General features: G+C 45.6%; 18 protein-coding genes and 1 pseudogene. 17 read left to right on the top strand and 2 right to left on the bottom strand.

Annotation, left to right across the window (positions count from 1 at the left end):
* Positions 1 to 39: 39 nt before the first annotated feature.
* Positions 40 to 549, bottom strand: a complete 510-nt coding sequence (locus tag AC1EK1_RS07960; protein WP_480306931.1) for a hypothetical protein — start codon at positions 547 to 549, stop codon at positions 40 to 42.
* 1,042 nt (positions 550 to 1,591) lie between these two features.
* Between AC1EK1_RS07960 and ispG the strand changes: the two genes are divergently transcribed.
* The 4 genes from ispG to AC1EK1_RS07940 all read left to right on the top strand — a co-directional run bounded on the left by ispG (position 1,592) and on the right by AC1EK1_RS07940 (position 5,943).
* Positions 1,592 to 3,280, top strand: coding sequence for a (E)-4-hydroxy-3-methylbut-2-enyl-diphosphate synthase (gene ispG / locus AC1EK1_RS07955; protein ID WP_480306929.1), 1,689 nt, complete (start codon positions 1,592 to 1,594; stop codon positions 3,278 to 3,280).
* Positions 3,273 to 3,893 carry a thymidine kinase gene (locus AC1EK1_RS07950; RefSeq protein WP_480306927.1) on the top strand — a complete coding sequence of 207 codons (621 nt, stop codon included), beginning with the start codon at positions 3,273 to 3,275 and terminating at the stop codon, positions 3,891 to 3,893. Before ispG ends, AC1EK1_RS07950 begins: the two co-directional genes overlap by 8 nt.
* A 122-nt stretch (positions 3,894 to 4,015) precedes the next feature.
* Entirely contained in the window at positions 4,016 to 5,071 is a 1,056-nt protein-coding gene (locus tag AC1EK1_RS07945; RefSeq protein ID WP_480306925.1) for an asparaginase, read from the top strand.
* A gap of 14 nt (positions 5,072 to 5,085) precedes the next feature.
* Positions 5,086 to 5,943, top strand: a complete 858-nt coding sequence (locus tag AC1EK1_RS07940) for an MBL fold metallo-hydrolase (protein ID WP_480306923.1) — start codon at positions 5,086 to 5,088, stop codon at positions 5,941 to 5,943.
* A 52-nt stretch (positions 5,944 to 5,995) separates the two neighbouring features.
* Here AC1EK1_RS07940 and AC1EK1_RS07935 read toward each other — a convergent pair whose 3' ends face one another.
* Positions 5,996 to 6,919 (bottom strand): helix-turn-helix domain-containing protein, encoded by a 924-nt coding sequence (locus AC1EK1_RS07935; protein ID WP_480306921.1) that lies wholly within the window; start codon positions 6,917 to 6,919, stop codon positions 5,996 to 5,998.
* Between the two features lie 709 nt (positions 6,920 to 7,628).
* Here AC1EK1_RS07935 and AC1EK1_RS07930 point away from each other — a divergent pair.
* From AC1EK1_RS07930 to AC1EK1_RS07870, 13 genes and pseudogenes are all read left to right on the top strand, one after another.
* The gene (locus tag AC1EK1_RS07930; protein WP_480307284.1) at positions 7,629 to 8,882 is read left to right on the top strand and encodes a DUF3078 domain-containing protein; all 1,254 of its coding nucleotides are present in this window, start codon (positions 7,629 to 7,631) and stop codon (positions 8,880 to 8,882) included.
* Positions 8,883 to 8,909: 27 nt separating this feature from the next.
* Positions 8,910 to 10,283, top strand: a complete 1,374-nt coding sequence (locus AC1EK1_RS07925; RefSeq protein ID WP_480306917.1) for a methyltransferase RsmF C-terminal domain-like protein — start codon at positions 8,910 to 8,912, stop codon at positions 10,281 to 10,283.
* Positions 10,280 to 11,434, top strand: coding sequence for a lipoprotein N-acyltransferase Lnb domain-containing protein (locus AC1EK1_RS07920; protein WP_480306916.1), 1,155 nt, complete (start codon positions 10,280 to 10,282; stop codon positions 11,432 to 11,434). Before AC1EK1_RS07925 ends, AC1EK1_RS07920 begins: the two co-directional genes overlap by 4 nt.
* Positions 11,431 to 12,960 (top strand): alkaline phosphatase family protein, encoded by a 1,530-nt coding sequence (locus AC1EK1_RS07915; protein ID WP_480306915.1) that lies wholly within the window; start codon positions 11,431 to 11,433, stop codon positions 12,958 to 12,960. Before AC1EK1_RS07920 ends, AC1EK1_RS07915 begins: the two co-directional genes overlap by 4 nt.
* 87 nt (positions 12,961 to 13,047) lie before the next feature.
* A complete protein-coding gene (gene secA, locus AC1EK1_RS07910; protein WP_480306913.1) occupies positions 13,048 to 16,383 on the top strand; it encodes a preprotein translocase subunit SecA in 3,336 nt (1,111 codons plus the stop codon).
* A 129-nt stretch (positions 16,384 to 16,512) separates the two neighbouring features.
* On the top strand, positions 16,513 to 17,394 hold the full coding sequence (locus AC1EK1_RS07905) for a YicC/YloC family endoribonuclease (RefSeq protein ID WP_480306911.1): 882 nt from the start codon (positions 16,513 to 16,515) through the stop codon (positions 17,392 to 17,394).
* Positions 17,391 to 17,957: pseudogene (gene gmk, locus AC1EK1_RS07900) on the top strand (guanylate kinase); the annotation flags it as partial. The gene AC1EK1_RS07905 and the pseudogene gmk, both read left to right, overlap by 4 nt.
* Positions 17,943 to 18,590 carry a nicotinate (nicotinamide) nucleotide adenylyltransferase gene (nadD, locus tag AC1EK1_RS07895; RefSeq protein ID WP_480306988.1) on the top strand — a complete coding sequence of 216 codons (648 nt, stop codon included), beginning with the start codon at positions 17,943 to 17,945 and terminating at the stop codon, positions 18,588 to 18,590. The pseudogene gmk and the gene nadD, both read left to right, overlap by 15 nt.
* A gap of 495 nt (positions 18,591 to 19,085) precedes the next feature.
* Entirely contained in the window at positions 19,086 to 19,646 is a 561-nt protein-coding gene (gene frr, locus AC1EK1_RS07890) for a ribosome recycling factor (RefSeq protein ID WP_480306909.1), read from the top strand.
* A gap of 169 nt (positions 19,647 to 19,815) precedes the next feature.
* Positions 19,816 to 20,763 carry a ribosome small subunit-dependent GTPase A gene (rsgA, locus tag AC1EK1_RS07885; protein ID WP_480306986.1) on the top strand — a complete coding sequence of 316 codons (948 nt, stop codon included), beginning with the start codon at positions 19,816 to 19,818 and terminating at the stop codon, positions 20,761 to 20,763.
* A 133-nt stretch (positions 20,764 to 20,896) separates the two neighbouring features.
* Positions 20,897 to 21,517, top strand: a complete 621-nt coding sequence (locus tag AC1EK1_RS07880) for a hypothetical protein (protein WP_480306907.1) — start codon at positions 20,897 to 20,899, stop codon at positions 21,515 to 21,517.
* A 16-nt stretch (positions 21,518 to 21,533) separates the two neighbouring features.
* Entirely contained in the window at positions 21,534 to 22,460 is a 927-nt protein-coding gene (locus AC1EK1_RS07875; protein WP_480306905.1) for a DUF2764 family protein, read from the top strand.
* Positions 22,461 to 22,490: 30 nt separating this feature from the next.
* Entirely contained in the window at positions 22,491 to 24,260 is a 1,770-nt protein-coding gene (locus tag AC1EK1_RS07870; protein ID WP_480306903.1) for a V-type ATP synthase subunit A, read from the top strand.
* Positions 24,261 to 24,268 lie beyond the last annotated feature (8 nt).

Raw genomic sequence — 24,268 nt, 5'->3', positions numbered from 1 at the left:
TCAGTGTCATTGGTCTTCATTTCAAAAAAGACTGACCATTCATTTCCATCGGTAGTCACCTGAGCTTATACATCGCCAGAGTGCATTGGCAGTCACCTTATCTAGGATCACACCTCGCTGGGCATAAAAGACAGTGTGTGCCCAACCATTTGTTTGTGACCACAGGTTGTCCTTTTTAGACTTATAGCCAAGGCCCCCGATAAGCTCTACTCTTGGATTAACATTATCTAGCTCCAATAAGAGGCTGGCTTCGCTCGTGCTCAGGTCTGTACACACAGAGTATACCACCTGATCGTCTGTGGCACTCCGGCTAACCCAGGCATTCACCGCCCTGGACTCCGGGTCATCACTCGACCAAAAAACGACAATACTTTGTTCTTCGTTTTTTAGATCATTGAGCCACCTAACACCACCTACTTCAATACTTGGAAGCAACTCTCCTTTGTCATAGCCATAGTCAGCATCAGCAGTAGAAACCACTTTTCCCGACATCAGGGGCAAAGCAATAGCAAGAGTAAGCATTCCAAGGACGAAAGTGCTTGATCTCATAAATATGTATTTAGTTGACAATCTCCCTGAGCCGATCTCCAAGTAATGGAGTCCACAGCCCCGGGCGTCCGAGTCTCGGAACCTTTTGCCCCACCCACCTCTGTGGGTGACCTACTCACTAAACTTTGGACGTACGATTCTCCAAAAACACGACTTCCAAAATCTAGAAAGCGACTGCAAAGGTACCAAATACTTTTGACATAACTCGATTACTATCAAACCCATAACAAATACTTGCAAGAAACAGACCTTCCCAGTAGCCGGTCACGAGCCCCTCTAAAAAAGCCCTACAGTCCCATAGAAACAAGGCTTGGGCAATATGATCAAATCGGACTCAAGCCAAATCAACAGACCTGAAAACCAAGCCCCCCACAAACGATCACTTTACCCCCTGATTGCGCAGGCAAAAAATCCTTGATCCGTCTAAGCGATCGCTTCTATCCGTGAAAGGTTTTGCTTCTATCCGTGAAAGCGAACGTTTCTATCCGTGAAACTCAGCCCAACCTATAACCACCTGATTATCAAAATGTCCAAGAGGGGTGTTTTTTCAGCCACAAAATCACCTTTTTAGTCTTTTATGAAGAGGTATCCTCCTATGTGGCAACAGTAGGGTTTGCAGGCCTTTTTATCAGCGAATTTGATGCACAGAGGACGGACCGGGGAAAAACCGAGAGGCTAGGTTGTTGAGAGAGATGTCGGTATTTTCGGCCCATAGTCACCCATAATGAAGTACAACCGGCTTTGATTGTGCTTACCGCTTCGGTGTTATCCTCATTTCGGCAGAAGTCCCGAATGGTCGTTGTGAAATTTTCCGCAAGGGGTATCACTGAAGAGAAATTGGATGAGAGAAATGAGTATCTTTACACAATCAAAAGTGAGTGCGACACACTTTTCTTTGATTAGAAACAGACATTGTAGAGAAATTCAAGATTCCGTCACAGGCATGGGTAGAGCCCAATATGAGCAATCGGGGGAACCTCTTGCCCTATGGATGGTTGCCGGATTTTTAGACCGAATTTTCTCGAGGTATGACATGTAACCGATGAATTACAAAACTTACTCCTACAGCAGGCGTCAAACCACTCCGGTACACGTAGGACCGGTGACTATTGGTGGCCCACATCACATAGTTGTGCAATCCATGGCAAATGTGGACACCAATGATATTGATCAAAGTGTGCGACAAGCAATATCAATTGCCAACGTTGGTGGAGAATTGGTTCGGTTTACAACTCAAGGGGTACGCGAAGCCAAGGCCCTTGGCACAACTAGGAGCAGACTGAGCGACGAGGGCTACCACTTCCCTCTTGTTGCTGATGTCCACTTCAATCCCAAAGCAGCCTATGAAGCAGCCAAGTATGTGGAAAAGGTTCGTATCAACCCGGGCAACTTTTACGATCCAAAACATACCTTTCAGCACCTCAACTACACCGACAGTGAATATGCCAAAGAGGTAGATGCCCTACAACAAAGCTTTGGCGACTTTCTTGATCACTGTATAGCCCACCAGACAGCTATTCGCATCGGGGTCAACCATGGATCATTGTCTGATCGGATCATGAGCCACTATGGGGATACTCCGGAGGGTATGGTGGCCAGTTGCTTGGAATATCTCGAGGTGTGTCAGGCTAAAAACTTTTCAGATGTGGTCCTTTCAATCAAATCATCCAATACCGTCACTATGACGAATACTGTACGGCTATTGGTTGAAGAAATGGACAAAAGAGGAATGTCCTATCCGCTTCACCTAGGGGTTACTGAGGCAGGTGATGGTGAGGATGGACGTCTAAAAAGTGCCGTGGGGATCGGATCATTACTAGCTGATGGGCTCGGTGACACGATACGTGTGTCTCTGAGTGAACCACCGGAGGAGGAGATACCGGTGGCCAAACTTTTGGTGCAACTGACGGAAGGACTATCAATGGCTCCTGAAATCAGAGTCCCCGGCCCGTATCGCACCCCTATACGCAGTACAGAGACACCACTTGTGCTTCTTGATGATGCTCCAGAGCTAAGCAACCTGCGTAGAGAGGAGCAGCCGGATTACGTGATAACCAATGGTGGCAAATCAGGCCTTCCGATACTTTGTGAGGAGGAGCTTTTTATAGTAAGCGATGAGCAAGCTATCAGGATGAGTGATTTCCCGACGGATAAGCGCATTGTAGTTTGTCTCACGCACCCTGCCACCCCCATTATGCTCAAAGCACTTGATGAACACATGACCGCCCCCTACATTCTCCAACTAATCTGCAATGCACCACATTCTGAAGCCTCCGTTCGCCTAGGGTATTCCCTGGGAGGGGCATTGCTTCGCGGACAAGCGAGCGGCATTTGGATAAAAAGCAATGTGCTTACGCCTAGAGAATTGGCACACATATCTTTCGGCATACTCCAAGCCTCAAGACGACGAATATCCAAGACGGAGTTTATTTCGTGCCCAGGATGTGGCCGGACACTATTCGATCTGCAAGACACCGTGGCACGGGTAAAGGCAGCTACATGGCATCTGAATGGTCTCAAGATAGGCATCATGGGATGTATTGTCAACGGTCCCGGAGAAATGGCTGATGCTGACTATGGTTATGTGGGTTCGTCGCCCGGTAAGGTAGACCTCTACAAATCAAAAGAACGAGTCGCAAAAAACATTCCGCAAGAACAAGCGGTAAAAAGCCTTGTAGAACTAATCAAACAAAATAACGACTGGACCGAAGCTCCAAAACAAGATGACTGATCACGAATATACGATAGAACACAGTAGATATGACAACGGATTCAAAAACCGTGGTAGTATCGAAGTCATTGTGGGATCCATGTTTTCCGGGAAAACGGAAGAACTTCTGCGACGTGTTCGGCGAGCACTTTTTGCAAAACTACGGGTTGAGGTGTTCAAGCCGGCTATTGATATACGGTATTCTGTCGACAATGTGGTTAGCCATGACCAAAACAATATATCGGCCACTCCGGTAGAAGGGTCGGTAAACATTCTCCTTTTGGCATCAGATGCACAGGTGGTGGCCATAGACGAGGCGCAGTTTTTTGACGAAAGTATCATAAAAGTTGTCCAAGAGCTCGCCGACACCGGCATTCGAGTCATTGTTTCAGGATTGGATATGGACTTTCAGAGAGTGCCATTTGGTCCCATGCCTGCACTGATGGCTATTGCTGACACCGTGACCAAAGTCCATGCGGTCTGCGTGTCATGCGGTGCTCCTGCCATGTATTCCCATCGTCTGCTTCCAGGCAAGGAACAAATCGTACTGGGCGAAAAAAAAGAGTATGAGCCTCTCTGTAGACATTGCTTTCTGAAGCATACCACTGACAAAAACGACACAGGGCAACCCTGATGTTGCTAGACTGTCGTCTCTACAATGAATGGCATGAGAAAAGATAAGAGGCAAATACCAGTTCTGCAAAAATAATTATGGGTAACTTGGCAGAAACAGAAATAGCACCTACACGTTTGACTATGACCGCAACGACCGACTTCAAAACTCCACATACAAGAATCCTCCTAATCTACACCGGAGGAACAATAGGTATGATTGCGAACCCCGTGACCAATGCCTTGGAAGCCATTGACTTCACCTATATAGAAGAGCACTTACCAGAGATAAAACGTTTTGACTACAGCATCGAATCCTACTCCTTTGACCCAGTCATAGACTCTAGTGATATGGGGCCCAAGCACTGGATTAGAATCGTTGAAGTAATCGAGAAGAACTATGACCGCTACGATGGCTTCGTAGTTTTGCACGGGACAGACACAATGGCCTATACTGCATCAGCACTGAGCTTTATGCTTGAGAATCTGAGCAAGCCTGTACTGCTGACCGGCTCACAACTCCCTATCGGTATGATGCGTACAGATGGCAAAGAGAACCTACTTACCTCCATCGAAATTGCCGCAGCTAGGAGGAATGATGGCACGCCTGCGATTCAGGAGGTTTGTATATACTTCAACAACCTTCTCCTAAGAGGAAATCGGTGTACCAAATCTAGTGTAGACCACTTTGATGCGTTCACATCCCCCAATTATCCCAAACTTGCACACGTGGGTATCCAGATTCATTTCGATCAGTCAGTGATGTGGAGAAGCGCCAAATCCTCACCGCTGAGAGTACACAAAGGGCTAGACACAAACATTGAAGTCGTGACCATCTTTCCGGGAATCCCAGACTCCGTCCTAACATCTGCATTTGACACTCCGGGGCTTCGTGCTGTAGTCATGCAGACATTTGGGAGTGGAAATGCCCCTCTCAGCGAAACATTCTTGTCCACAATTCGGAGAGCGGTGAAAAACAATATCATCGTCCTAAATGTGACCCAATGCCAAGTGGGAACGGTCGTGATGAATCGTTACTCTACCGGAATCAAACTGGATGCGGCCGGAGTGGTTAGCGGTCATGACCTTACACTTGAAGCCGCTATCACCAAGTTAATGTATTTGCTTGGCACAGGGCTTTCCAACCAAGAGATCTGCAATTATTTAGAGCAAAACATTCGTGGCGAGCTAAGCAATTGATCAATCCATCCGACATGATAGATTTTGGCCCACTTTTTGTCGGGAATACGACAGCTCCACAGAGCCTCCACTTTAGGAGTCTCACAAGTGGAAGCTGTGGCAACTGTAGTATTCTCGGCTACAAAGGGAAGTACCTCATTCTAGATGCCGGTCTTGGGGTTCGATTGTTCCAACGAGAGGTGAAGAACCTAGGTATATCCCCACAACAATTCACAGGATTGCTGATCACCCACAACCACGCAGATCACCTCAGAGCCGCCCCACACATAGCGCAAAAATATTGCATCCCTATATACGCCACCCCAGAAGTGTGTCAAGTTATTCGGGAAAGTCGCAGAGTCCATGGAGATATCACAGCATACCTACGCCCCATAGAAGCCGAAAAACCTTTCATGATCGGTGAGATGGAGGTCAAAGCATTTGATGTTCCACACGATGCAATCCGGAATGTTGGTTATACGATCAGTACTCCCGACGGCATATTCTCTCTCATTACCGACATCGGGACTGTTACAGAGCGTGTAATTGAAGCTATCAAGGGTAGCAACTTTTTGATTTTTGAGAGTAACTACGATGAGGAGATGCTCCGCTCTGGTCCATACCCATTGGAACTAAAAAACAGGATCTCAGGGGAATTGGGGCATATCAGCAACCAAGTATCCGCTGAAACCATCGCTCAGAACTATCACCCCGGTCTAAAGTTTTTGGCAATGTGTCACCTGTCGGCTGAAAACAACAACCCAACACTGGCCCTAAAGACGATGAGTGACAGACTTGAACAGAGAGGGGTCCGGATAGGAGAAGACCTCAAGCTTGTCGTGCTGAAAAGGCGAGAAGTATCTCCACTTTTCTGCCTAAGCTATCAGCAATAGTTTACCCCTACTCCCGGTTTGTGAGTACTAAGCAGAAAGCTCCCGTAACAAACTACTTCTTTTCCTGCTGGGTATCCATGAGGTGAGCGTATTTTGCCCTTCGGGCAGCAGCACGCTTCTCGGCCTCATCCTTGATCAACATCCTACGACGCTGCGTAGGAGTCATATCGAATTGCCGACGACAAAAGACAGTGAAATGGCTGGAAGAGGAAAATCGAAAGTCCTTGATTATTTCCGCAAAAGAAACAGTCGGATCCGACAAGCGTTCATCGATGAACTTCGCCTTCTCAATTAACATCCAGGAGTACGGCGGCATGCCAAAAACATCCATGAATTCTTTCTTAAACTTCCGGACATTCTGTCCTCTAAGATCAGCAAGCTCTTGGACAGTGTCACAGCTCAAAAAGTTTTGGTGGACAAACTCCTTGAAGTCAATCTCTCGGCGTAACAAAGGAGATAACAACTGACTGATATCCTCTGGTGCATAGTATGCCGATATGACGAAGAAGATCTCCTTGAGCTTCATCTCCATAATATTTTTACACCACAAACGATCTTCATACAAAGCGACCACAGACTCAAGTGTCCGCCTCAACGGTTCATTGATCGGGAGTGATGTAAACTTATACTCCGCCGGCACATAGGGCTTTAGGTTGCTGATAGCAAACGTTGAACAAAGTTTTGCAGGCTTGTCAAAGTAAATGGAGCTGAGGCGAACGTGGTTTGCTTTTATCGTTATGTTGATGCTTTCCCCCACCCCTAAAAATAGGAAATAAGGCTCAGTCATCTCCACCGGCACAGAATCCTCAAAGACATACTCTGAAGGCCCATTCACAAAAATAAGCATGTAGTTGTCTCCACTGCTGATCCGGTAGACTTCACCATAGGACAGTTCGTCACTAAACACAGGGCACTTGTCGCCCGCATACATTGCGCACTCAATGTGACGCTGTATGTTTATCGGTTTCTCGCACATAGCTCTTATTGGCGAAGCAAAAACACTCCTGCACTCTCATCGCGAGCAGTACATGATATTCCGATATTGCTTCGGTTGTGATAAAATATAATTTTCACCTTGAAAAAGAAACCTCCTTTTAAAAACCTCGATAACACACGAAACAAAGAGGAGCATTTCTGGTGCAAATCTACAGATTCTTTTTGAAAAATGCCGTCCAAAATAGAGGAAAAAAGATCAAAAACAACAACTTTTTTTTGATTTCGTGTAGATGTGGCGACAAACACTCATAGCCAGAGCTCGACATGCCGCTACCCATAAAACTTTCACAACATACAAGTAGCTTATTCCTCAAATCACGACCTGGGTTCCTACGCGATTTGACCTACATTTCTCTCCTTATTGAGTGGACTTTTTAGGATGTAGACTGTTTCCGATAAAAAAGAAAGGTGAATGATTGAGCAAAAAATCGGTACCTTTGTGGATAGAGACCATAAATTGAACATTAGACCAAAAGATTGACGAAATCAGGATGAAAACAACTATTTTCGCAAAGCTTTCCGTTATTTTTGTTTTAGCTGGAGCCACACTGATGACCCCGTCCATAGCTCAACAAAATATAACACCAGGAATACCACTAGAAGCAGACTTTGCATGGCGAGTGTTCAAAAATGACACCATACTAAACACGATTTCCCCTGAGTTTCGTTCAATCTATACGGCACCTCATATGCCACTTGCATATGGCCAACGTGCTGGATATAGTCCATTCAATGCCACCACCTTTGCTCCATTGGTCTTTGATGTTGAAAAACTTCTGAGCCTGACTGCACCTGAAGACACGATCCGTAGCATTGTTTTGATGCAAAATCGGACACTATTCAACCAAGCCAAACCTATTGACACCCTAAAAGAGTTGACAAAAGATTGGCAAAAGAACACGCCTTTTGAAAAAAGCCAAGAGATGTACAGGGCCGGCATGGCTCTACGTGAACATATTTTTCGGACCCAGCCAGATCTTGTCATAGGCACAACATTAGGCCTTCCTCAGAAAGAAGAGGCGACGAGCATTAGTAGACGTGAGTATCATGGTGAGTTTCAGATACAGACGGATGACAGCCGGATCTTGAGTAACGTCGGCATTGCGAAAAAAGAAGTGGCACCAAAGTACTGGTTCAATGACATTCAGGCCGACATCCACTTCGCACAAAATCAGATTTCGTCCAACTGGCATAAGGGAGGACACAGCAGTCTAAATCTAAACAGCAGAGCATATTACAGTCTCACCTACAACCATTCAAAAGTGAAGTGGGTCAACACCATAGAGTACAAATTGGGGGTATTCACCCAAACGGAACAAGATCGTATGAAGTTTCAGATTGGTGAAGACATATTTAGAGCAGGGAGCAACCTCGGACTAAAAGCGTGGAAAAATTGGTACTATACGTTGGACGTTGGTCTTCGGTCACAGCTTATGGACAACTACTCTCCCAATCAGACACTCACCACCAAAGCCTTTGCCCCTATGATGCTAGACGCTGGTGTGGGTATCAAGTTTGATGTCGACAAACGTCGATTCTTGGAGAGTCCATTCAGCCGGTTTCGTTTTTCGGCAAACATGGCACCGGCATCTATACAACTAGTGTATACATGGTGCAACAACATTGACAAAAATAGGATCGGCCTCAAACAGGATCAAAAAATGAGATTTAGGCTTGGTTCTTCTGCCCGAATGAACTTGTCCTGGGACTTTACAAGCTACCTCACCTGGACATCTAGGGTGCTATACATCACCTCGTACAAACATATTGAGACTGAGTTTGAGAACTCAATCAGCTACTCCTTCAATAAATATCTTGCGACCAAAATCAACCTAAGCCTCAGGTACGATGACAGCGTGATATTGAAAAATCAACCCAAGACATTCAAAAACCTGCTACAGTACAATGAGCTGTTTAGCTTTGGGCTAACCTATAGGCTCTAAAACCCTCCTCCCATACCAGAGAATCCGATGATAGACCTCCCAGTAGCCTTTGTGCGCCAGTATGCTGACGTCTATGGAGTAGACAAACTAGCGATTCTCCAAGAGGGACTATCCGCTCCACAGCCAGTATCTATCCGAATTAACAGAGCCAAAGCCACATTCAGTGACCTTGCACTTGACAAAGTATTGTGGTGCGATGAAGGGATATACCTTGACCGACGACCGGTATTTGCGGCAGATCCCCTTTGGCATACAGGCGTGTACTATGTACAAGAAGCAGGATCAATGTTTTTGGGCCAATACTTGGCGAACAGGCATTCCAAAATCGTCGTAGATCTATGTGCAGCACCTGGAGGGAAGTCAACACTCTTGAGAGATACCTTTGGACTTGACACACTACTAATATGCAATGAGCCGGATATCAAGCGCGCTCGCATCCTTAGAGAAAATCTACTGCGCTGGGGCGCAGACGAGTGCATTGTCACATGTGCTAGTCCAGAAGCACTTAAGGCGGCCGGTCTGAAAGCTGACCTAATACTTGTGGACGCACCTTGTTCGGGTGAAGGAATGTTTCGGAAAGACCCAGATGCGATAAGGGAGTGGTCGCCGGGAAATGTTCGGATGTGTGTGGACAGACAACGAATCATCCTTGACGCCGCATGGGATATGCTAGAGGACGAGGGTATGCTGATCTACAGCACCTGTACACTAAACCAGGAGGAAAATGAGGGCCAAATCCACTGGCTAAAAGCGCACCATCCTGAAGCAGAGATCGTATTGCCTGATGTTGCCAACTTTCCAGAGGGAAGATCAGAAGAGGGCTATCGATTCTCACCGGGCACCACGAGAAGCGAAGGATTCACGATCTTTGGCATACGAAAACTAGGGGGTGAACATCAACAGATGCACCTTACCCACAAAAAGCCGATTCAGATGGGGGAACCGGCTTTTCTAAAAGAAGCCTTGGGAAAAGATACGCCGCTATGTGCATATGCAGACTGCTGGCACCAACTTAGCGAACGCGGTCAAGACCTTGTACGACACCTGCAAAGCAAAAACATACATCTATTGCTTGCCGGTGTTCCATTGGGTGCTCAAAAAGGAAACGATTTTGTTCCTCATCAAGGTTGGGTTTGTAGTCGATCTATTTCATCCAAGCTTCCCTACCCTAACCTCCGTATAGGCAAAAAAGAGGCAATAGCCATACTAAAAAGACACTCCATTACCCCGTGGCACGAGAGAGGCTACCATCTGCTGACCTATGAGGGGTACCCTTTTTGTATCGTAAAAAACATTGGGAACCGAGTCAACACACTTTTTCCAAAAGAGTGGGCAATAGTCAATAACAACCTAACCGTTGATGATATTCCCGACACCGTTTATCTATTCAACCGTGTATGAAACGGATTTTTTTTCTCTTCCTGCTTTCAGCCATTGGGCTAAGTTGCTACGCAAAGACCCAAATCAGTCTACTCACTGCAGGTCCAACTGATGAATATGTGTTTTTGCTATATGGACATACTGCACTCAGAGTCAGGACCGAGACACAAGATCTGGTATACAACTACGGCTACTTCTCCATGCAACAGGACAACTTTTTCCTAAACTTTATGCTGGGTAAGCCAATGTATTCGCTTGGAGTTACCTCCTTTGAGGACTTTCTATTGGAGTATGTTCTGCAAGGGCGTAGTGTAACCGAGCAGGTACTCAATTTTTCTGAAGAAGAGTGTGCCAAGCTGGAAAACAAACTCAAAAAGAATGCTCTTCCGGAAAACAGAGACTATAGATACAATTTTTACTTTGACAACTGCGCCACAAGACCACGCGATCTCATAGAACAGACGGCAAACGGCTTAGTGTACAACATTGATTCCGGTAAAATCCCAACTTTCAGAGAAGCAATCCGCAACCAGAGCCGTCCAGCGCAGTGGTACACCGTAGGGACTGATCTTTGCTTGGGATGGAAGTCTGATCAAAGGATGACCATCAAGGACGCGGCATTTTTGCCAAACCTACTACTACAAGAGCTAGACCATGCATACCGCAAGGACAACGGTGAAGCTATCATCTTGGCAAAAATAGAGCATGCGCCCCAAACCCGTGACATCAATCGAGATATTTCTCCCATTGCATGGCCTATGCTGACGTTCATGCTTCTAGCACTGGGATATGCGTTACTTTTCTTTTTTGGCGACAAACACAAGGTAGGCTTGACCACCCTACGGTCACTGATATATTTTGTCCTTGGAACCGGTGGAGTGATCATTTGGTTTCTTTCTCTAGTAAGTGCACATCCGCATACCTACCCCAATGCAAATATGCTCCTACTACATCCTATGTGGTACGTTTTGTCCGCATCGGTATGGTGTAAGACTCAAAAATATGTACACATGAATTATTGGTTGTATTTGATTAACTTTGTCGCAATAGTGATTTATCTAATGCTCGGATACAAGCAAGTGTTGCCACAGGGAGTGCCGATATTGGCTCTATTGGTGGGCGTTGATCTTTTGTTACAAATCCTAGCAGAGAGGAAGAGGACCAATATATGAATAGACTTCTGGTGCCACTGGTAGCACTGATGGTGGCATGCCCAGCAGCCAAAATATCTGCCCAGGCACCGCGACTTGTCGTAATGCTGACAGTAGAAGGCTTTAGGACCGATCTTTTGGAAGCTACTGCTGAGGAGCATCTGTCAAAGGTGCTGGAAAAAGATCACACTCTACTGTACACAAATATACAGCATCCTCTTCTAAAAGCCGATGCAGTCTCCTCTGTCGCTATACTTCACACCGGGACAACCGCCGCACAAAATGGTATACCGGCTCGCAACCCAGTAATCCGTGATGCTCAAGGACGTATAAGCAGTCATCAGTCAGTTTTTTCAGACCCCGACTATATTGGTTACGCTACGGCTGATCGCCTATCACCACTCACACTTACCTCCGCAACGATTAGTGATAAAATAAAATCAACCACACTTGGTCTAGGTTTGGTCTTTAGTATTGCACCAAATGCAGAAGAAGCGATAGTAGGCGGAGGGCAAAATGCAGACGGAGTGTTCTGGATCGACAACAATTCCGGAAAATGGGCAAGCTCGGCCTACTACTACAAGAGTGGTAAGCCCTGGTATGTGGACAAGCTAGTCAGTCCGATAGCTATGCTGGACAAGGGTCTGATTTGGGCGCCTCTATATGAGGCAAACTACTCGGCACAATACGAAACGCTCGCTCCATACCCTACCAAGCAACCTTTTTCCTATCCTCTCAATCGACAATTTGGCGGAATACTCGAGTTTAAGCAAACGCCACTCATCAATGAAGAGGTGACCAAACTAGCCATTGCTGTCATCAAGAGTGCCAGTCTTGGTAATGACAAAAGCACAGACTTTCTCGCCCTTCATTATACTGTCGACCCAGCCAAAGGTAAAAGTGACCTATCACCGGAAGTGGTGGATAGCTACTATCGGCTATACAGAGAGATCGAAAAACTGAAAGAACACATGCCTGAGGGAGCTGTCTTAATCATCAGTGGAGATGCCATGGCCTCGGAACGCATGGACGAAGTGAAAGCGCAACGAACTTTTTACACCGATCGCTGCCTCGCTCTCACAAACATGTATCTAGCCGCCGAATACGCTCAAAAAGGGATCGTAAAGGAAATCACAGAAGATGGTCAGCTCTTTTTGAATCAAGTAGATGGTGTAAATACGGAAGAACTTGAGACTAAAGTAGCAAACTTCCTACTTGAGTTTAGTGGAGTTCAGTATGCGCTAACCAACACCGAATTAAAACGGAGATCCCTAACCGAGGAGTCCAACAGAGCTTGGCAAACCAGCCTCAATATCTCGTCGCATAAGCACCGTGGAAATGTCGTCTTTGGGATTCTTCCGGGATGGGCTATCTCATCGAAGGACAACGTTTCACAAACAACTAGTCGACGCTATGCCCCGGTGGTTAGTCCACTGATGATTTGGGGAAAGACGATTGCAGGAGGAAAGGAGGAAGCTCCACTTGACCTAAGGCTGGTGTCCAATACGATCTGTCACACACTACGCATCCGCCCCCCTACTCCCTAAAAGTCTTACTGGATATTGGTTCAATGAGCCAACGCAAGAGATTAAACGACAAGACGAACACGAACACTTAAATACACTTGATATACAATGGGATTAAACGACATCCTCACCAAACTTTTTGGAAACAAATCACAGCGAGATCTCAAGGAGCTAAGGCCCTATGTCACAAAGATCAACAATGAGTTTGATCGGATCCGCCAACTAAGCAACGACGAGCTTCGTGCACGCACAGTTGCAATGCGTCAGGAGATCCAAGACTATGTAAAAGAAGAACGCAATAAGATTGCCGAATTGAAAGCATCGGTAGATGACAAGGACCTTGCAGATCGAGAAAAGATCTGGGAGGAAGTAGATCGGCTGGAAAACACCATCATGGACAAGATGGAAGTCAAGCTTGATGAATTTCTACCAGAGGCCTTTGCAATCGTCAAAGATACGGCACGTCGTTTTTGTGAAAATGAGACCATCGAGGTTACAGCCACAGATTTTGACAAGGATCTAGCTGTGACAAAAGACTTTGTCCGCATTGAAGGCGACAAAGCTATTTACAAAAACTCGTGGGAAGCCGGAGGAAACCCCATTGTATGGGACATGATCCACTACGATGTGCAACTCATCGGTGGTGTGGTCTTGCACCAAGGGAAAATAGCAGAAATGGCCACGGGAGAAGGAAAGACACTTGTGGCTACCTTACCTGTATTCCTAAATGCCCTAACTGGGAATGGGGTACACATGGTCACAGTAAATGACTATTTGGCAAAACGTGACTCCGAATGGATGGGTCCTCTATACATGTTCCACGGGCTAAGTGTGGCATGCATTGACAAGACCGAGCCCAACTCACCCGAACGTCGTGCTGCGTACAATTGCGACATTACTTTTGGTACAAATAACGAGTTCGGTTTTGACTATCTACGTGACAATATGGCTAGACGCCCTGCAGATCTTGTCCAGCGCAAGCACAACTATGCCATTGTGGATGAGGTGGACTCCGTCTTGATAGATGATGCTCGTACCCCGCTTATCATATCTGGTCCGGTAGAAAGCACAGGTGACCAGATGTTTGAAGAATTTCGCGGGAATGTGGAGCTTGTAGTCAATGCTCAAAAGACATTAGCCGCCAAGCTTCTCACAGAGGCACGACAAAAAATTGCAAGTGATGACAAAGCCATACAGGATGAGGGCTATGTACAACTCTTTAGGAGCTACAAAGGATTGCCCAAAAACAAGGCTCTAATCAAGTTTTTAAGCGAAGAGGGTATCAAGAAAAGACTTCTGGAGACAGAAGCGTATTTCATGGCTGACAACAACCGTGAAATGCATACCGCTACAGATGTACTCTACTTTGTCATTGATGAAAAGAATAACCAGATCGAACTAACTGACAAAGGGATAGATCTACTGACGGGGAACTCTGATGATCCTAATTTTTTCATATTGCCGGACATCGCATCGGAAATGTCGGATCTTGAGAACCAAAATCTCTCGCCCGAGGAAAAAGCCGCAAAAAAAGATGAGATGCTGACAGCATACTCCATCAAAAGTGAGCGAGTACATACGATCCAACAGCTTCTAAAAGCATACACGCTCTTTGAAATCGATGACCAATATGTAGTCATGGACAACAAAGTCCTGATTGTTGATGAACAGACAGGACGTATTATGGACGGGCGACGCTACTCTGATGGCCTCCATCAAGCGATTGAGGCGAAAGAGCATGTCAAGGTCGAAAAAGCCTCACAGACAAAAGCGACCATCACGCTACAAAACTACTTCCGAATGTACCACAAACTCTCCGGAATGACTGGAACGGCCGAAACAGAGGCCAAAGAGTTTTGGGATATCTACAAGCTCGATGTAGTCGTCATCCCCACCAACCGACCGATCAAGCGTATTGATGAAAATGACCGTATCTACAAGACCAGTCGAGCCAAATATGCGGCAGTGATTGATGAGATTGAAAAGCTTATAGGCGAAGGACGTCCGGTACTTGTCGGCACCACCTCGGTCGAGATCTCCGAATTGCTTAGCAAGATGCTTAACCTCAGAAAGATCCCCCACAATGTACTGAATGCCAAACTGCATCAAAAGGAGGCAGAGATTGTAGCACAGGCGGGACAAAAAGGTACGGTTACGATTGCAACAAACATGGCGGGTCGTGGTACAGATATCAAGCTGTCAAAAGAAGTCCGTGATGCCGGAGGTTTGGCCATTATCGGTACCGAGCGGCATGAGTCTAGGCGAGTAGACCGTCAGCTACGAGGTCGTGCCGGTCGACAAGGAGATCCGGGTAGCTCCGTATTCTTCATCAGCATGGAAGACCGTTTGATGCGACTCTTTGGATCAGACAGAATGGCCAAGTGGCTATCCACTATGGGGTTCAAGGACGACGATATGCTGGAGAGCAGACAACTTAGCAAAACTGTTGAAAATGCGCAGAAAAAAGTAGAGGAAAACAACTTTGGTGTCCGCAAGCATCTTCTTGAATACGATGATGTGAAAAACGCACAAAGAAAAGTAATCTACACACGTCGCAACCATGCCCTCATGGGTGAACGTATAGGGATGGACGTAATAAACACCCTCTACCAAACCGCTGAGTGCATTGTCCAAAAACACCAAGGTGGATCATACGAAGACTTCACGCTAGATATCTACAAGACTTTTGCCATGGAGCTTCCGGACGAAGCGAAAGAGGTATTTAAAGCAAAGTCTCCCGCAGAAATAACTACCCTTGTACTGGAGGAAGCCATTAAGGCCCTAGATCGACGCATGAGTCGATTGGCAGAACTAGCAGATCCTATACTCCAATCATTCTACCAACAACATGGAAACCAAGTTGAGAACATCTATGTCCCCATATCAGACGGGAAGTTGATGTACAATATATCGGTTAACCTGAAAGAAGCGGTAGACTCACACTCAAAAAGCCTTGGCAAAGCCTTCCAAAAAACGATCTTGCTCTACACTATTGATGAGGCATGGGAGAAACACCTCCTCAATATGGACGAGCTCCAACAAGCTGTCCGGAATGTATCCTACGAGAACAAAGACCCGCTGGTGATATTCAAGGTCGAGTCCTACGAACTATTCCGCGAAATGGTGGAAGAAATGAACCAAAAAGCGTGCGAAATCATCATGCGTGGGCACCTAAATATAGCTCCGGCTCAAGAAGAAGGACAAAAGAACCTTCAAGTGAGTGAACAACGTGATAATCCAAGCTCAAGAAATCGCCACCGTTATCACGAACAAAAGGACGAATACCAAGAAGCCCAACAAGCTAGATATGAAGCAGGCCAAAATGCCTCGCGACCTCAACAAAAGCAACAGCCCTATGTGGCAGAACAAAAGATTGGTAGAAATGACCCTTGCCCTTGCGGTAGTGGAAAAAAGTTCAAAAACTGCCACGGTCGCTACCTCTAAACTGAAAGTAGGAGGGTGTGTCAAATCAAAGTTTTGACACACCCTCCCGATTTTGGTATCAAAATCAAATGATCACCTGACACAAACTCTGTAAAAACTACCACTTAATACTCCCTGCCCCAAAATATTATGATACACTCGATGACCGGCTTTGGTAAAGCAGAAGCCAAAACAGAATCTCGAAAAATCAGCATAGAGATTCGTTCTCTAAACAGTAAACAAGCCGACATCAGTCTTAGGATGCCCAATGAGTTGAGGCACGTTGAGATGCTTATCCGAAAAAAGCTTGCTGAAGAACTTGAGCGTGGCAAACTAGACGTCTCTATTAACATTGAAGAACTCTCAGAAACCCCACACATACAGTTCAACCCAAGCATATTCCAAAACTATTGGTCCGAAATTCAAAAGGTAAGTCAAGAGTCTGGTGTTCCTTGCCCCAGTGACCCCTTTAGGCTAATAATGTCATTGCCGGGGGCCACAGCCGTGCCCAATCCTTCGGAAGAAGAGACAAGATCAATAGAGGAGCTGGTACTCAACGCACTAGATGAGGCAATTAAAAACCTCAATGAATTTAGAATTCAAGAAGGTAAGGCCCTCGAAAAGGTATTTAGAGCAAATATTGATGCCATCTCGGAACTCCTTGAGCAGACCAAGCCGTACGAAGAAGAAAGGATATCTGATATCAAGCAACGTCTGCAAGATGGGCTAAAAAAATATCTGGACACCGACTATGACAATGGAAGACTTGAGCAAGAGATGATCTACTACATAGAAAAGCTGGATGTGAATGAAGAAAAGACACGCCTTGCCAACCACCTCCACTATTTTTGCGAAACACTCGACATTTCTACACCGGGTCAAGGTAGAAAGCTGGGATTTATTGCACAAGAGATGGGTAGAGAGATCAATACTCTAGGCTCAAAGAGCAACCACGCAAAGCTCCAAAAAATCGTGGTAAAAATGAAGGACCACCTAGAACAAATAAAAGAGCAAGTCCTCAACGTCTTATGAGTCAATCTGGCAAACTAATCATTTTTTCGGCCCCCAGCGGATCAGGAAAAAGTACAATCATTGATCGACTCACAAATGACTATGGAGTCCAAGGAACCTTTTCCATATCAGCCACATCTCGTCCACCAAGAGGAAATGAGGAAGATGGAGTCCATTACTATTTTTTATCAACAGATGATTTTCAAGAACGTATTCGAAAAGGAGATTTTCTAGAGTACGAAGAAGTCTATCCAGGCATATATTACGGCACACTGCGGAGTGAAGTAGACCGTGCACTGGCCAATGGCCAGAATGTCCTGCTGGATATAGATGTGGTGGGAGCTCTCAATGTAAAAAAGACCTATGGCGATCGTGCTTGCACACTTTTCATACAGCCACCAAGCATTGAGGCTCTGAGGGATAGGCTGATAAAAAGGAATACCGATGATCTACACAAAATTGAGGAGCGGCTCGACAAAGCGAGCTACGAGCTGAGTTTTGCCGATAAGTTTGACCATCGTGTCATCAACGACGACCTAGAGGAGGCCTGCCAAGTAGCATACAGCATTGTGCAAAGTTTTCTTGCGGGCAAAGCTCAACACATTCTCCTCTTCCCTGGCTCCTTTAACCCGATGCATGTTGGGCACTTGTGTCTAGCCAACTATCTCATAGAGACACGATCGGAAGTGGACGAACTGTGGATGACCCTGACTCCAAAAAGTCCATTCAAACATGATGCTTATCTACTCCCTGATGAGCTTCGCATCAGATGGGCACAACAAGTGCTTGGCAGGCACCCTAAGCTAAAACTTTCACTTATCGAGCAAGAGTTGCCCAAGCCCAACTATACGGTTAATACCCTCGAATACCTGATAAAAAAATACCCGGCCCATCGCTTTTCTCTTCTGATGGGTATGGATAGCTGGATCAGTTTTCCCAAATGGCACCGGGCAAACGAGCTACTATCCATGACGACCATATACGTTTGTGCCAGACCGGGATATTCGACACCGAAAGAACGATCAAAATACAAACAAGTGATTTTTTTGAAAGACACTCCCTATTTTGACATTTCATCAACCAAAATCCGAGCCCTACTGAGAGATGGAGCGGATTTACCATACCTCTTGCAAACGGAGTATAGATCTCCTATTTATCAAGAGCTCATAAGGAGTGTCAAAGAGCTGGATGCCACTTCAACGCCACAAATACCTTAGCATCACCGACTTTAGTTTACTCTAAGCAAAGCAACCACGAACGTACTAGTCTCATATCGTTTTTACTTCTATACGTGAAAACTTTTGCTTCTATACGTGAAAACTTTTGCTTCTATCCGTGAAACAGATTGCTATTATCCGTCAAAAAAGGCCTCATACAAACAGGCTGATTCTCTGCCATTTGCGAGCAATCACGAAAGGCCCGAATACAGTAAGTCTAATTCATTGATTCCTAAAGAAAAAGGGTAAGAAAGAAAGGGCATCAATTTTTCTGCGTCTTCTTGACAACAACGCAGACACAAAAGTCTGATTATGAGGACTGGAGAAATATAGCCCGGTAAATGAGGAAGCCAGAGGGGCCAAAGCGGCACTATTCACGCTTTTCCGAGTACTATTTGGAGAACGATGGGAATATATCTATCTTTGGGATAAGTAAGATAGGAAGACTCCATTTTTACTTGTATAGATGACATTCACAGAATCACAGCTCAAAACATGAATGAAATAAGTCAGATACTAAAGGCGACTCAGTCAGCCATGAAAGACACTATTAGCTTTCTCGAAGAGAAGCTAAGCAAGATCCGAGCAGGCAAAGCCAATCCGAAGTTGTTGGATGATATTCGCATAATGTACTATGGGAATCTTACTCCACTGAGCAATGTTGCGAACGTAGTGGTACCGGATGCCAAGACAATCATTGTCACACCCTGGGAAAAAAAGATCCTACGCGATATCGAAAAAGCGATCATGGACTCAGAGCTGGGGATTACCCCGGAAAACAATGGAGAGATCATCCGAATCACCCTTCCTCCACTGACAGAAGAACGACGGAAGCAACTTGCAAAACAAGTTAAGGCCGAAAGTGAATCCGCCAAGGTGTCGATACGCAACGCCCGTCGTGATGCCAATGACAGGATAAAAAAGGCTCAGGAGGACGGACTGTCCGAAGACCAAGCGCGTGATACAGAAAAAGAGATCCAAAAGATTCATGATGACTTTATCAAAAAAGTTGACGAAGTCTACAATGTGAAAGAAAAGGAAATCATGACCGTCTAAAACTCATAAGACGAGTGATGGGCACCTCAAAATCAACATAAAAAACAGACCGAACACACGAGGCCAAGGGTAATCTAGCCCTTTTGCCCCGTGTGTTTTTGGTCCTAGGTCACTACAACCCAAACATATATTCAGATCCGGCGTGACAAGCGATGATGAAAAAAGCCACATTGAAGGGCTAGTAACACATACGTCCGGCAACATTTATGTCGTACAAACGACCATAGGTGCACTGCAAGGAAAGCTGAAGGGGAACTTCAAACAAAACAATACTCGGACCACCAACCCTGTAGTCATAGGTGATCACGTAGCTATTGAGCGACACAGTGAGAATGACTATCACTGGATCGTTGAGATTCTGCCTAGAAAGAACTATATCATCAGACGTGCCACTAATCTATCTAGGCAAGCCCACGTGATAGCTGCCAATTTGGATCGAGCACTGATCATTGCGACAATTAATTATCCCGTAACCTCAACGACCTTCATTGATCGCTTTTTGGCTACCTGTGAGGCCTACAATGTCAAAGCCACTATTGTTTTCAACAAAGTTGACAGATATAAAGCAGACGAGTCCGAAGAACTTCAAAGCCTAACCAAGACCTATACAGCGATCGGCTACCCGTGCTTTCAAATCTCAGCCAAGAAAGGCATCGGCATGGAGCAACTCAAAACATTCCTAAAGGATGGTGTATCTCTGTTCACCGGACACTCCGGTGTGGGCAAGTCCACTATCATCAATAGGTTAATTCCCGGAGCAGCTCTTCCGACTAGGTCAATCTCTGATGCACACAATACCGGTGTACACACGACCACATACTCTGAAATGATGCCGGTACCCTACTCTCCCAATGCTTATATCATTGACACACCTGGGATTCGTGGATTTGGAACACTGGATTTTGATGAAGAGAATATCAGCCATTACTTTCCCGAGATTTTTAAGAAAAGCAAGATGTGTAAGTTTCACAACTGTACCCATACTCACGAGCCTGGGTGTTCAGTCCAAGAAGCCTTGGAAAAAGGAGAAATAGCTTGGTCTAGATTCCAAAGCTATCTCAACATCCTTCAAGAAGATCGAGAGGAAAAATATCGTCTGCCCTATAAAGGGTATTAAGCCAAACGTGGAGCGTAACCGACACATAAGTTCATTCATTTTTCTGTAAGTTTGCATAACCACTTCTTACATCCAAAGATATACCTAACAAACTGAGCCTTTATCAGGAATAAGCATAACAACACACCATAGTATGAACGACAAAATCCAAGCACTTGCTGAAAAAATTTACAAAGATGGGGTTGAGAAGGCAACCAGTGAGGCTGAAAGCATTATCTCATCTGCCCAAGCCGAAAAAAAAGAAATCATAGCCGAGGCCCAGGATAAAGCAAAGGAGATTATTGCTCAAGCTAAAGCGGAAGCAGAAAAAGTAAAAGCGCAGGCAGAAGGAGAAATAAGGATGAGTGTTTCATCTGCAAGAGAAGCTCTGGAGACAGAATTGACAGACCTCTTGGCAAATCAAGCTGTTACTGATGGAGTCAACGAGGCTTTTTCATCGGCAGAAGCCTTTTATGATATCGTGCTAAGAATGAGTGAGCAGATGATTGAGCAAAATAGCAATGGCCTTACGATCAGCACCTCGGATGCCCAACAACTCACAGCATATTTTCAAAGCAAAGCAAGTCACTTGTTAGAAAAAGGGATTAACATAAAAGAGGTCCAAGGATGTCCGACTGAATTTGAAATAGCACCCAAATCCGGAAACTACAAGATCAGCATCAGCAAGGAGGCTTTTCTGAGCTATTTTAGGGAGTTTTTGCGGCCCTCTCTGAGGAAACTTCTTTTTGACAACACCTCCTCGCAAGAGGGATAAGAACGACCAACACTATATGGCCCAGTACTATACACTTGGTGCGTCCCTACCCACACTCAAAATAGACGATCACAAAGGTACTGAATACACTGCCTCAACTTTCGTGAGTGAAGTACTGAGGCAAACGACAAGAGAGGATGCCAGACAGATAAATCTACTCTTGTTACCTCACGACAATGCGGTACTTCTTGCGGCACTAGGCGGGAAGGAGGCCTATCGTGTTGACGAACCTTTGGCGATTGGTAAGGACAAGATATTGGCATTGGTAAAACTATTGCGAGAAAAAGAACTAGATACCCCTAACCCATTTGAAGGGCAAGAGGGTATCAGGAAGAGCGATTTCCCGGCATACATGATTGATTTCGCTCACGAATACCTAATGGATCAGGCCACAGATCACCCCTCCGATTTTTTCTATGAAGACCTGCTCCAATACATGTACTACCGTCACGTACAAAAAGTGGGCAATGATTTTCTTAGAGTGTGGACAACTCTGGATAGGAATATCACGTTGATTCTTGCAGCTATTACCGCGAAACGCTTTGACCTAGATGCAAAAAAAATGATCATAGGAGAGAGCGAGCTTGTCAAGCTACTTCGGTCGGGGAGCTGGGGGGATGTCAGCTATCTAGAGGAGGGGGATGTGGTCAAATCCATCAGTCAGATCAGTGAGGAGCAGGATCTTTCTCTCAAGGAGCGTAAGATTGATCTCTTCAAGTGGACTTTTCTGGATAGCCTTACATTTGCAGACTCTTTCTCTATCAACGCAATGATGGCCTACTACCTTAAGCTACGGATACTGCACAGATGGAGCCAACTAGACAAGGAACAAGGTGAAAAGACGTTTCGCTCAATTATAGAAGAGCTAAACAAGGAGGGGAAAAATGACCTGGAGGCCTTCAAAGAGATGACAAAAAGCAAAAAGAGCAGGTTTAGGAAATAAGCAAGACAGATAAGACAACACATATACATAATGAAAACAACGGGAAAAGTAGTAGGTGTCGTATCAAACCTCGTCACTATCGAGGTCGATGGCCCGGTAGCACAAAATGAAATATGCTACGTTGCTGTGCAAGGCAAGAGTTTGATGGCCGAGGTAATCAAAGTAGATGGTAAATACGCCAACGCTCAAGTCTTTGAGAGCACTCGCGGTATGAAAGTGGGAGACACGGCTGTTTTTGAACAACACATGCTTGAGGTGCAGTTAGGCCCAGGCATGCTCTCCAAAAACTACGATGGTCTCCAAAACGACCTTGACAAGATGGAAGGCGTTTTTTTGAGTCGCGGACAGTACACAGACCCACTTGATCGTAGTGTATTATGGGATTTTCACCCACTAGCACAGGAAGGCGAAACTGTAGAGGCCGGAAGTTGGCTAGGTGAAGTGAATGAAAATGGTCAGCCCCACCGGATCATGGTTCCCTTTGTTTTTGAAGGACAGTACATCCTAAAATCATTGGCAAAAGCCGGTGCGTACACAGTTGATCATGAAATAGCCACGCTAACTGACGCTCAGGGAAACGATCACTCAGTGACAATGGTACAAAAGTGGCCTGTGAAACGAGCCATCAAGTGCTACGCAGACAAACCTCGACCCTACAAGATCCTAGAGACCGGAGTACGGTGCATCGACACCATGAATCCCATTGTCGAGGGCGGGACGGGATTTATCCCCGGTGCCTTCGGAACGGGCAAAACTGTCCTCCAACACGCTATCTCCAAACAAGCAGAGGCAGATATCGTGATTATGGCTGCATGTGGTGAACGCGCCAATGAGGTGGTTGAGATATTCAAGGACTTTCCAGAGCTGGAAGACCCACACTCGGGACGCAAATTGATGGAGCGAACCATCATCATCGCCAATACTTCCAACATGCCCGTTGCCGCTCGCGAAGCATCTGTATATACAGCAATGACCATTGCAGAGTATTACAGGAGCATGGGGCTCAAAGTGCTACTCATGGCCGACTCCACATCACGGTGGGCACAAGCATTGAGAGAAATGTCCAACCGATTGGAGGAGCTTCCAGGACCTGATGCATTTCCGATGGACCTATCAGCCATTATTGCCAATTTTTATGCACGTGCCGGGTACGTCCATCTCAAGAATGGAAAAACCGGATCTGTCACATTCATCGGAACAGTATCACCTGCAGGTGGTAACCTAAAAGAGCCTGTGACTGAAAATACTCAAAAGGTGGCACGTTGCTTTTATGCACTTGAACAAGATCGAGCAGATCGGAAGAGATACCCAGCTGTGAACCCTATAGAGAGCTACTCCAAATACCTAGAGTACCCGGAGTTTGAAGAGTACATCACTGGTATCACCAAGCCGGGCTGGCTAGATATGGTCAATGAGGCCAAACGAAGAATGATACAAGGCAAGGAGATTTCCGAGCAGATCAACATTCTTGGTGATGACGGAGTTCCGATAGAGTACCATGAGATCTTCTGGAAGTCAGAGCTACTTGATTTTATTATCTTCCAGCAAGATGCTTTTGACAAAATAGACCAGCTTTGCCCACTGAAACGGCAACAGGTGATGCTCACAAAAGTACTGGATGTCTGCAACAAGAGCTTTGACTTTGCCGACTTTACAGAAGTATCAGTGTTTTTCAAGGACATCATCAACACCATGAAGCAGATGAACTACTCTGAATTTGAAAGTGACCAATACAAGGGCTATGAGAAGCAACTGGAGAACCAACTCCAAGAACGCAAGCGTACAAAATCAGAGGCATAAGAGTATTT

Source organism: Porphyromonas sp. C0026D3 (assembly GCF_056590775.1).
This window is presented reverse-complemented; position numbering and strand designations above follow the sequence as displayed.

Bases quoted from the DNA above. Each gene is read 5' to 3' on its own strand.
- AC1EK1_RS07930 (WP_480307284.1), top strand. From the start codon at position 7,629: ATGCCACTTGCATATGGCCAACGTGCTGGATATAGTCCATTCAATGCC.
- secA (WP_480306913.1), top strand. From the start codon at position 13,048: ATGGGATTAAACGACATCCTCACCAAACTTTTTGGAAACAAATCACAG.
- AC1EK1_RS07945 (WP_480306925.1), top strand. From the start codon at position 4,016: ATGACCGCAACGACCGACTTCAAAACTCCACATACAAGAATCCTCCTA.
- ispG (WP_480306929.1), top strand. From the start codon at position 1,592: ATGAATTACAAAACTTACTCCTACAGCAGGCGTCAAACCACTCCGGTA.
- AC1EK1_RS07935 (WP_480306921.1), bottom strand. From the start codon at position 6,919: ATGTGCGAGAAACCGATAAACATACAGCGTCACATTGAGTGCGCAATG.
- frr (WP_480306909.1), top strand. From the start codon at position 19,086: ATGAATGAAATAAGTCAGATACTAAAGGCGACTCAGTCAGCCATGAAA.
- AC1EK1_RS07940 (WP_480306923.1), top strand. From the start codon at position 5,086: ATGATAGATTTTGGCCCACTTTTTGTCGGGAATACGACAGCTCCACAG.
- AC1EK1_RS07905 (WP_480306911.1), top strand. From the start codon at position 16,513: ATGATACACTCGATGACCGGCTTTGGTAAAGCAGAAGCCAAAACAGAA.
- AC1EK1_RS07960 (WP_480306931.1), bottom strand. From the start codon at position 549: ATGAGATCAAGCACTTTCGTCCTTGGAATGCTTACTCTTGCTATTGCT.
- AC1EK1_RS07870 (WP_480306903.1), top strand. From the start codon at position 22,491: ATGAAAACAACGGGAAAAGTAGTAGGTGTCGTATCAAACCTCGTCACT.
- AC1EK1_RS07925 (WP_480306917.1), top strand. From the start codon at position 8,910: ATGATAGACCTCCCAGTAGCCTTTGTGCGCCAGTATGCTGACGTCTAT.
- AC1EK1_RS07920 (WP_480306916.1), top strand. From the start codon at position 10,280: ATGAAACGGATTTTTTTTCTCTTCCTGCTTTCAGCCATTGGGCTAAGT.
- AC1EK1_RS07875 (WP_480306905.1), top strand. From the start codon at position 21,534: ATGGCCCAGTACTATACACTTGGTGCGTCCCTACCCACACTCAAAATA.
- AC1EK1_RS07950 (WP_480306927.1), top strand. From the start codon at position 3,273: ATGACTGATCACGAATATACGATAGAACACAGTAGATATGACAACGGA.
- AC1EK1_RS07880 (WP_480306907.1), top strand. From the start codon at position 20,897: ATGAACGACAAAATCCAAGCACTTGCTGAAAAAATTTACAAAGATGGG.
- AC1EK1_RS07915 (WP_480306915.1), top strand. From the start codon at position 11,431: ATGAATAGACTTCTGGTGCCACTGGTAGCACTGATGGTGGCATGCCCA.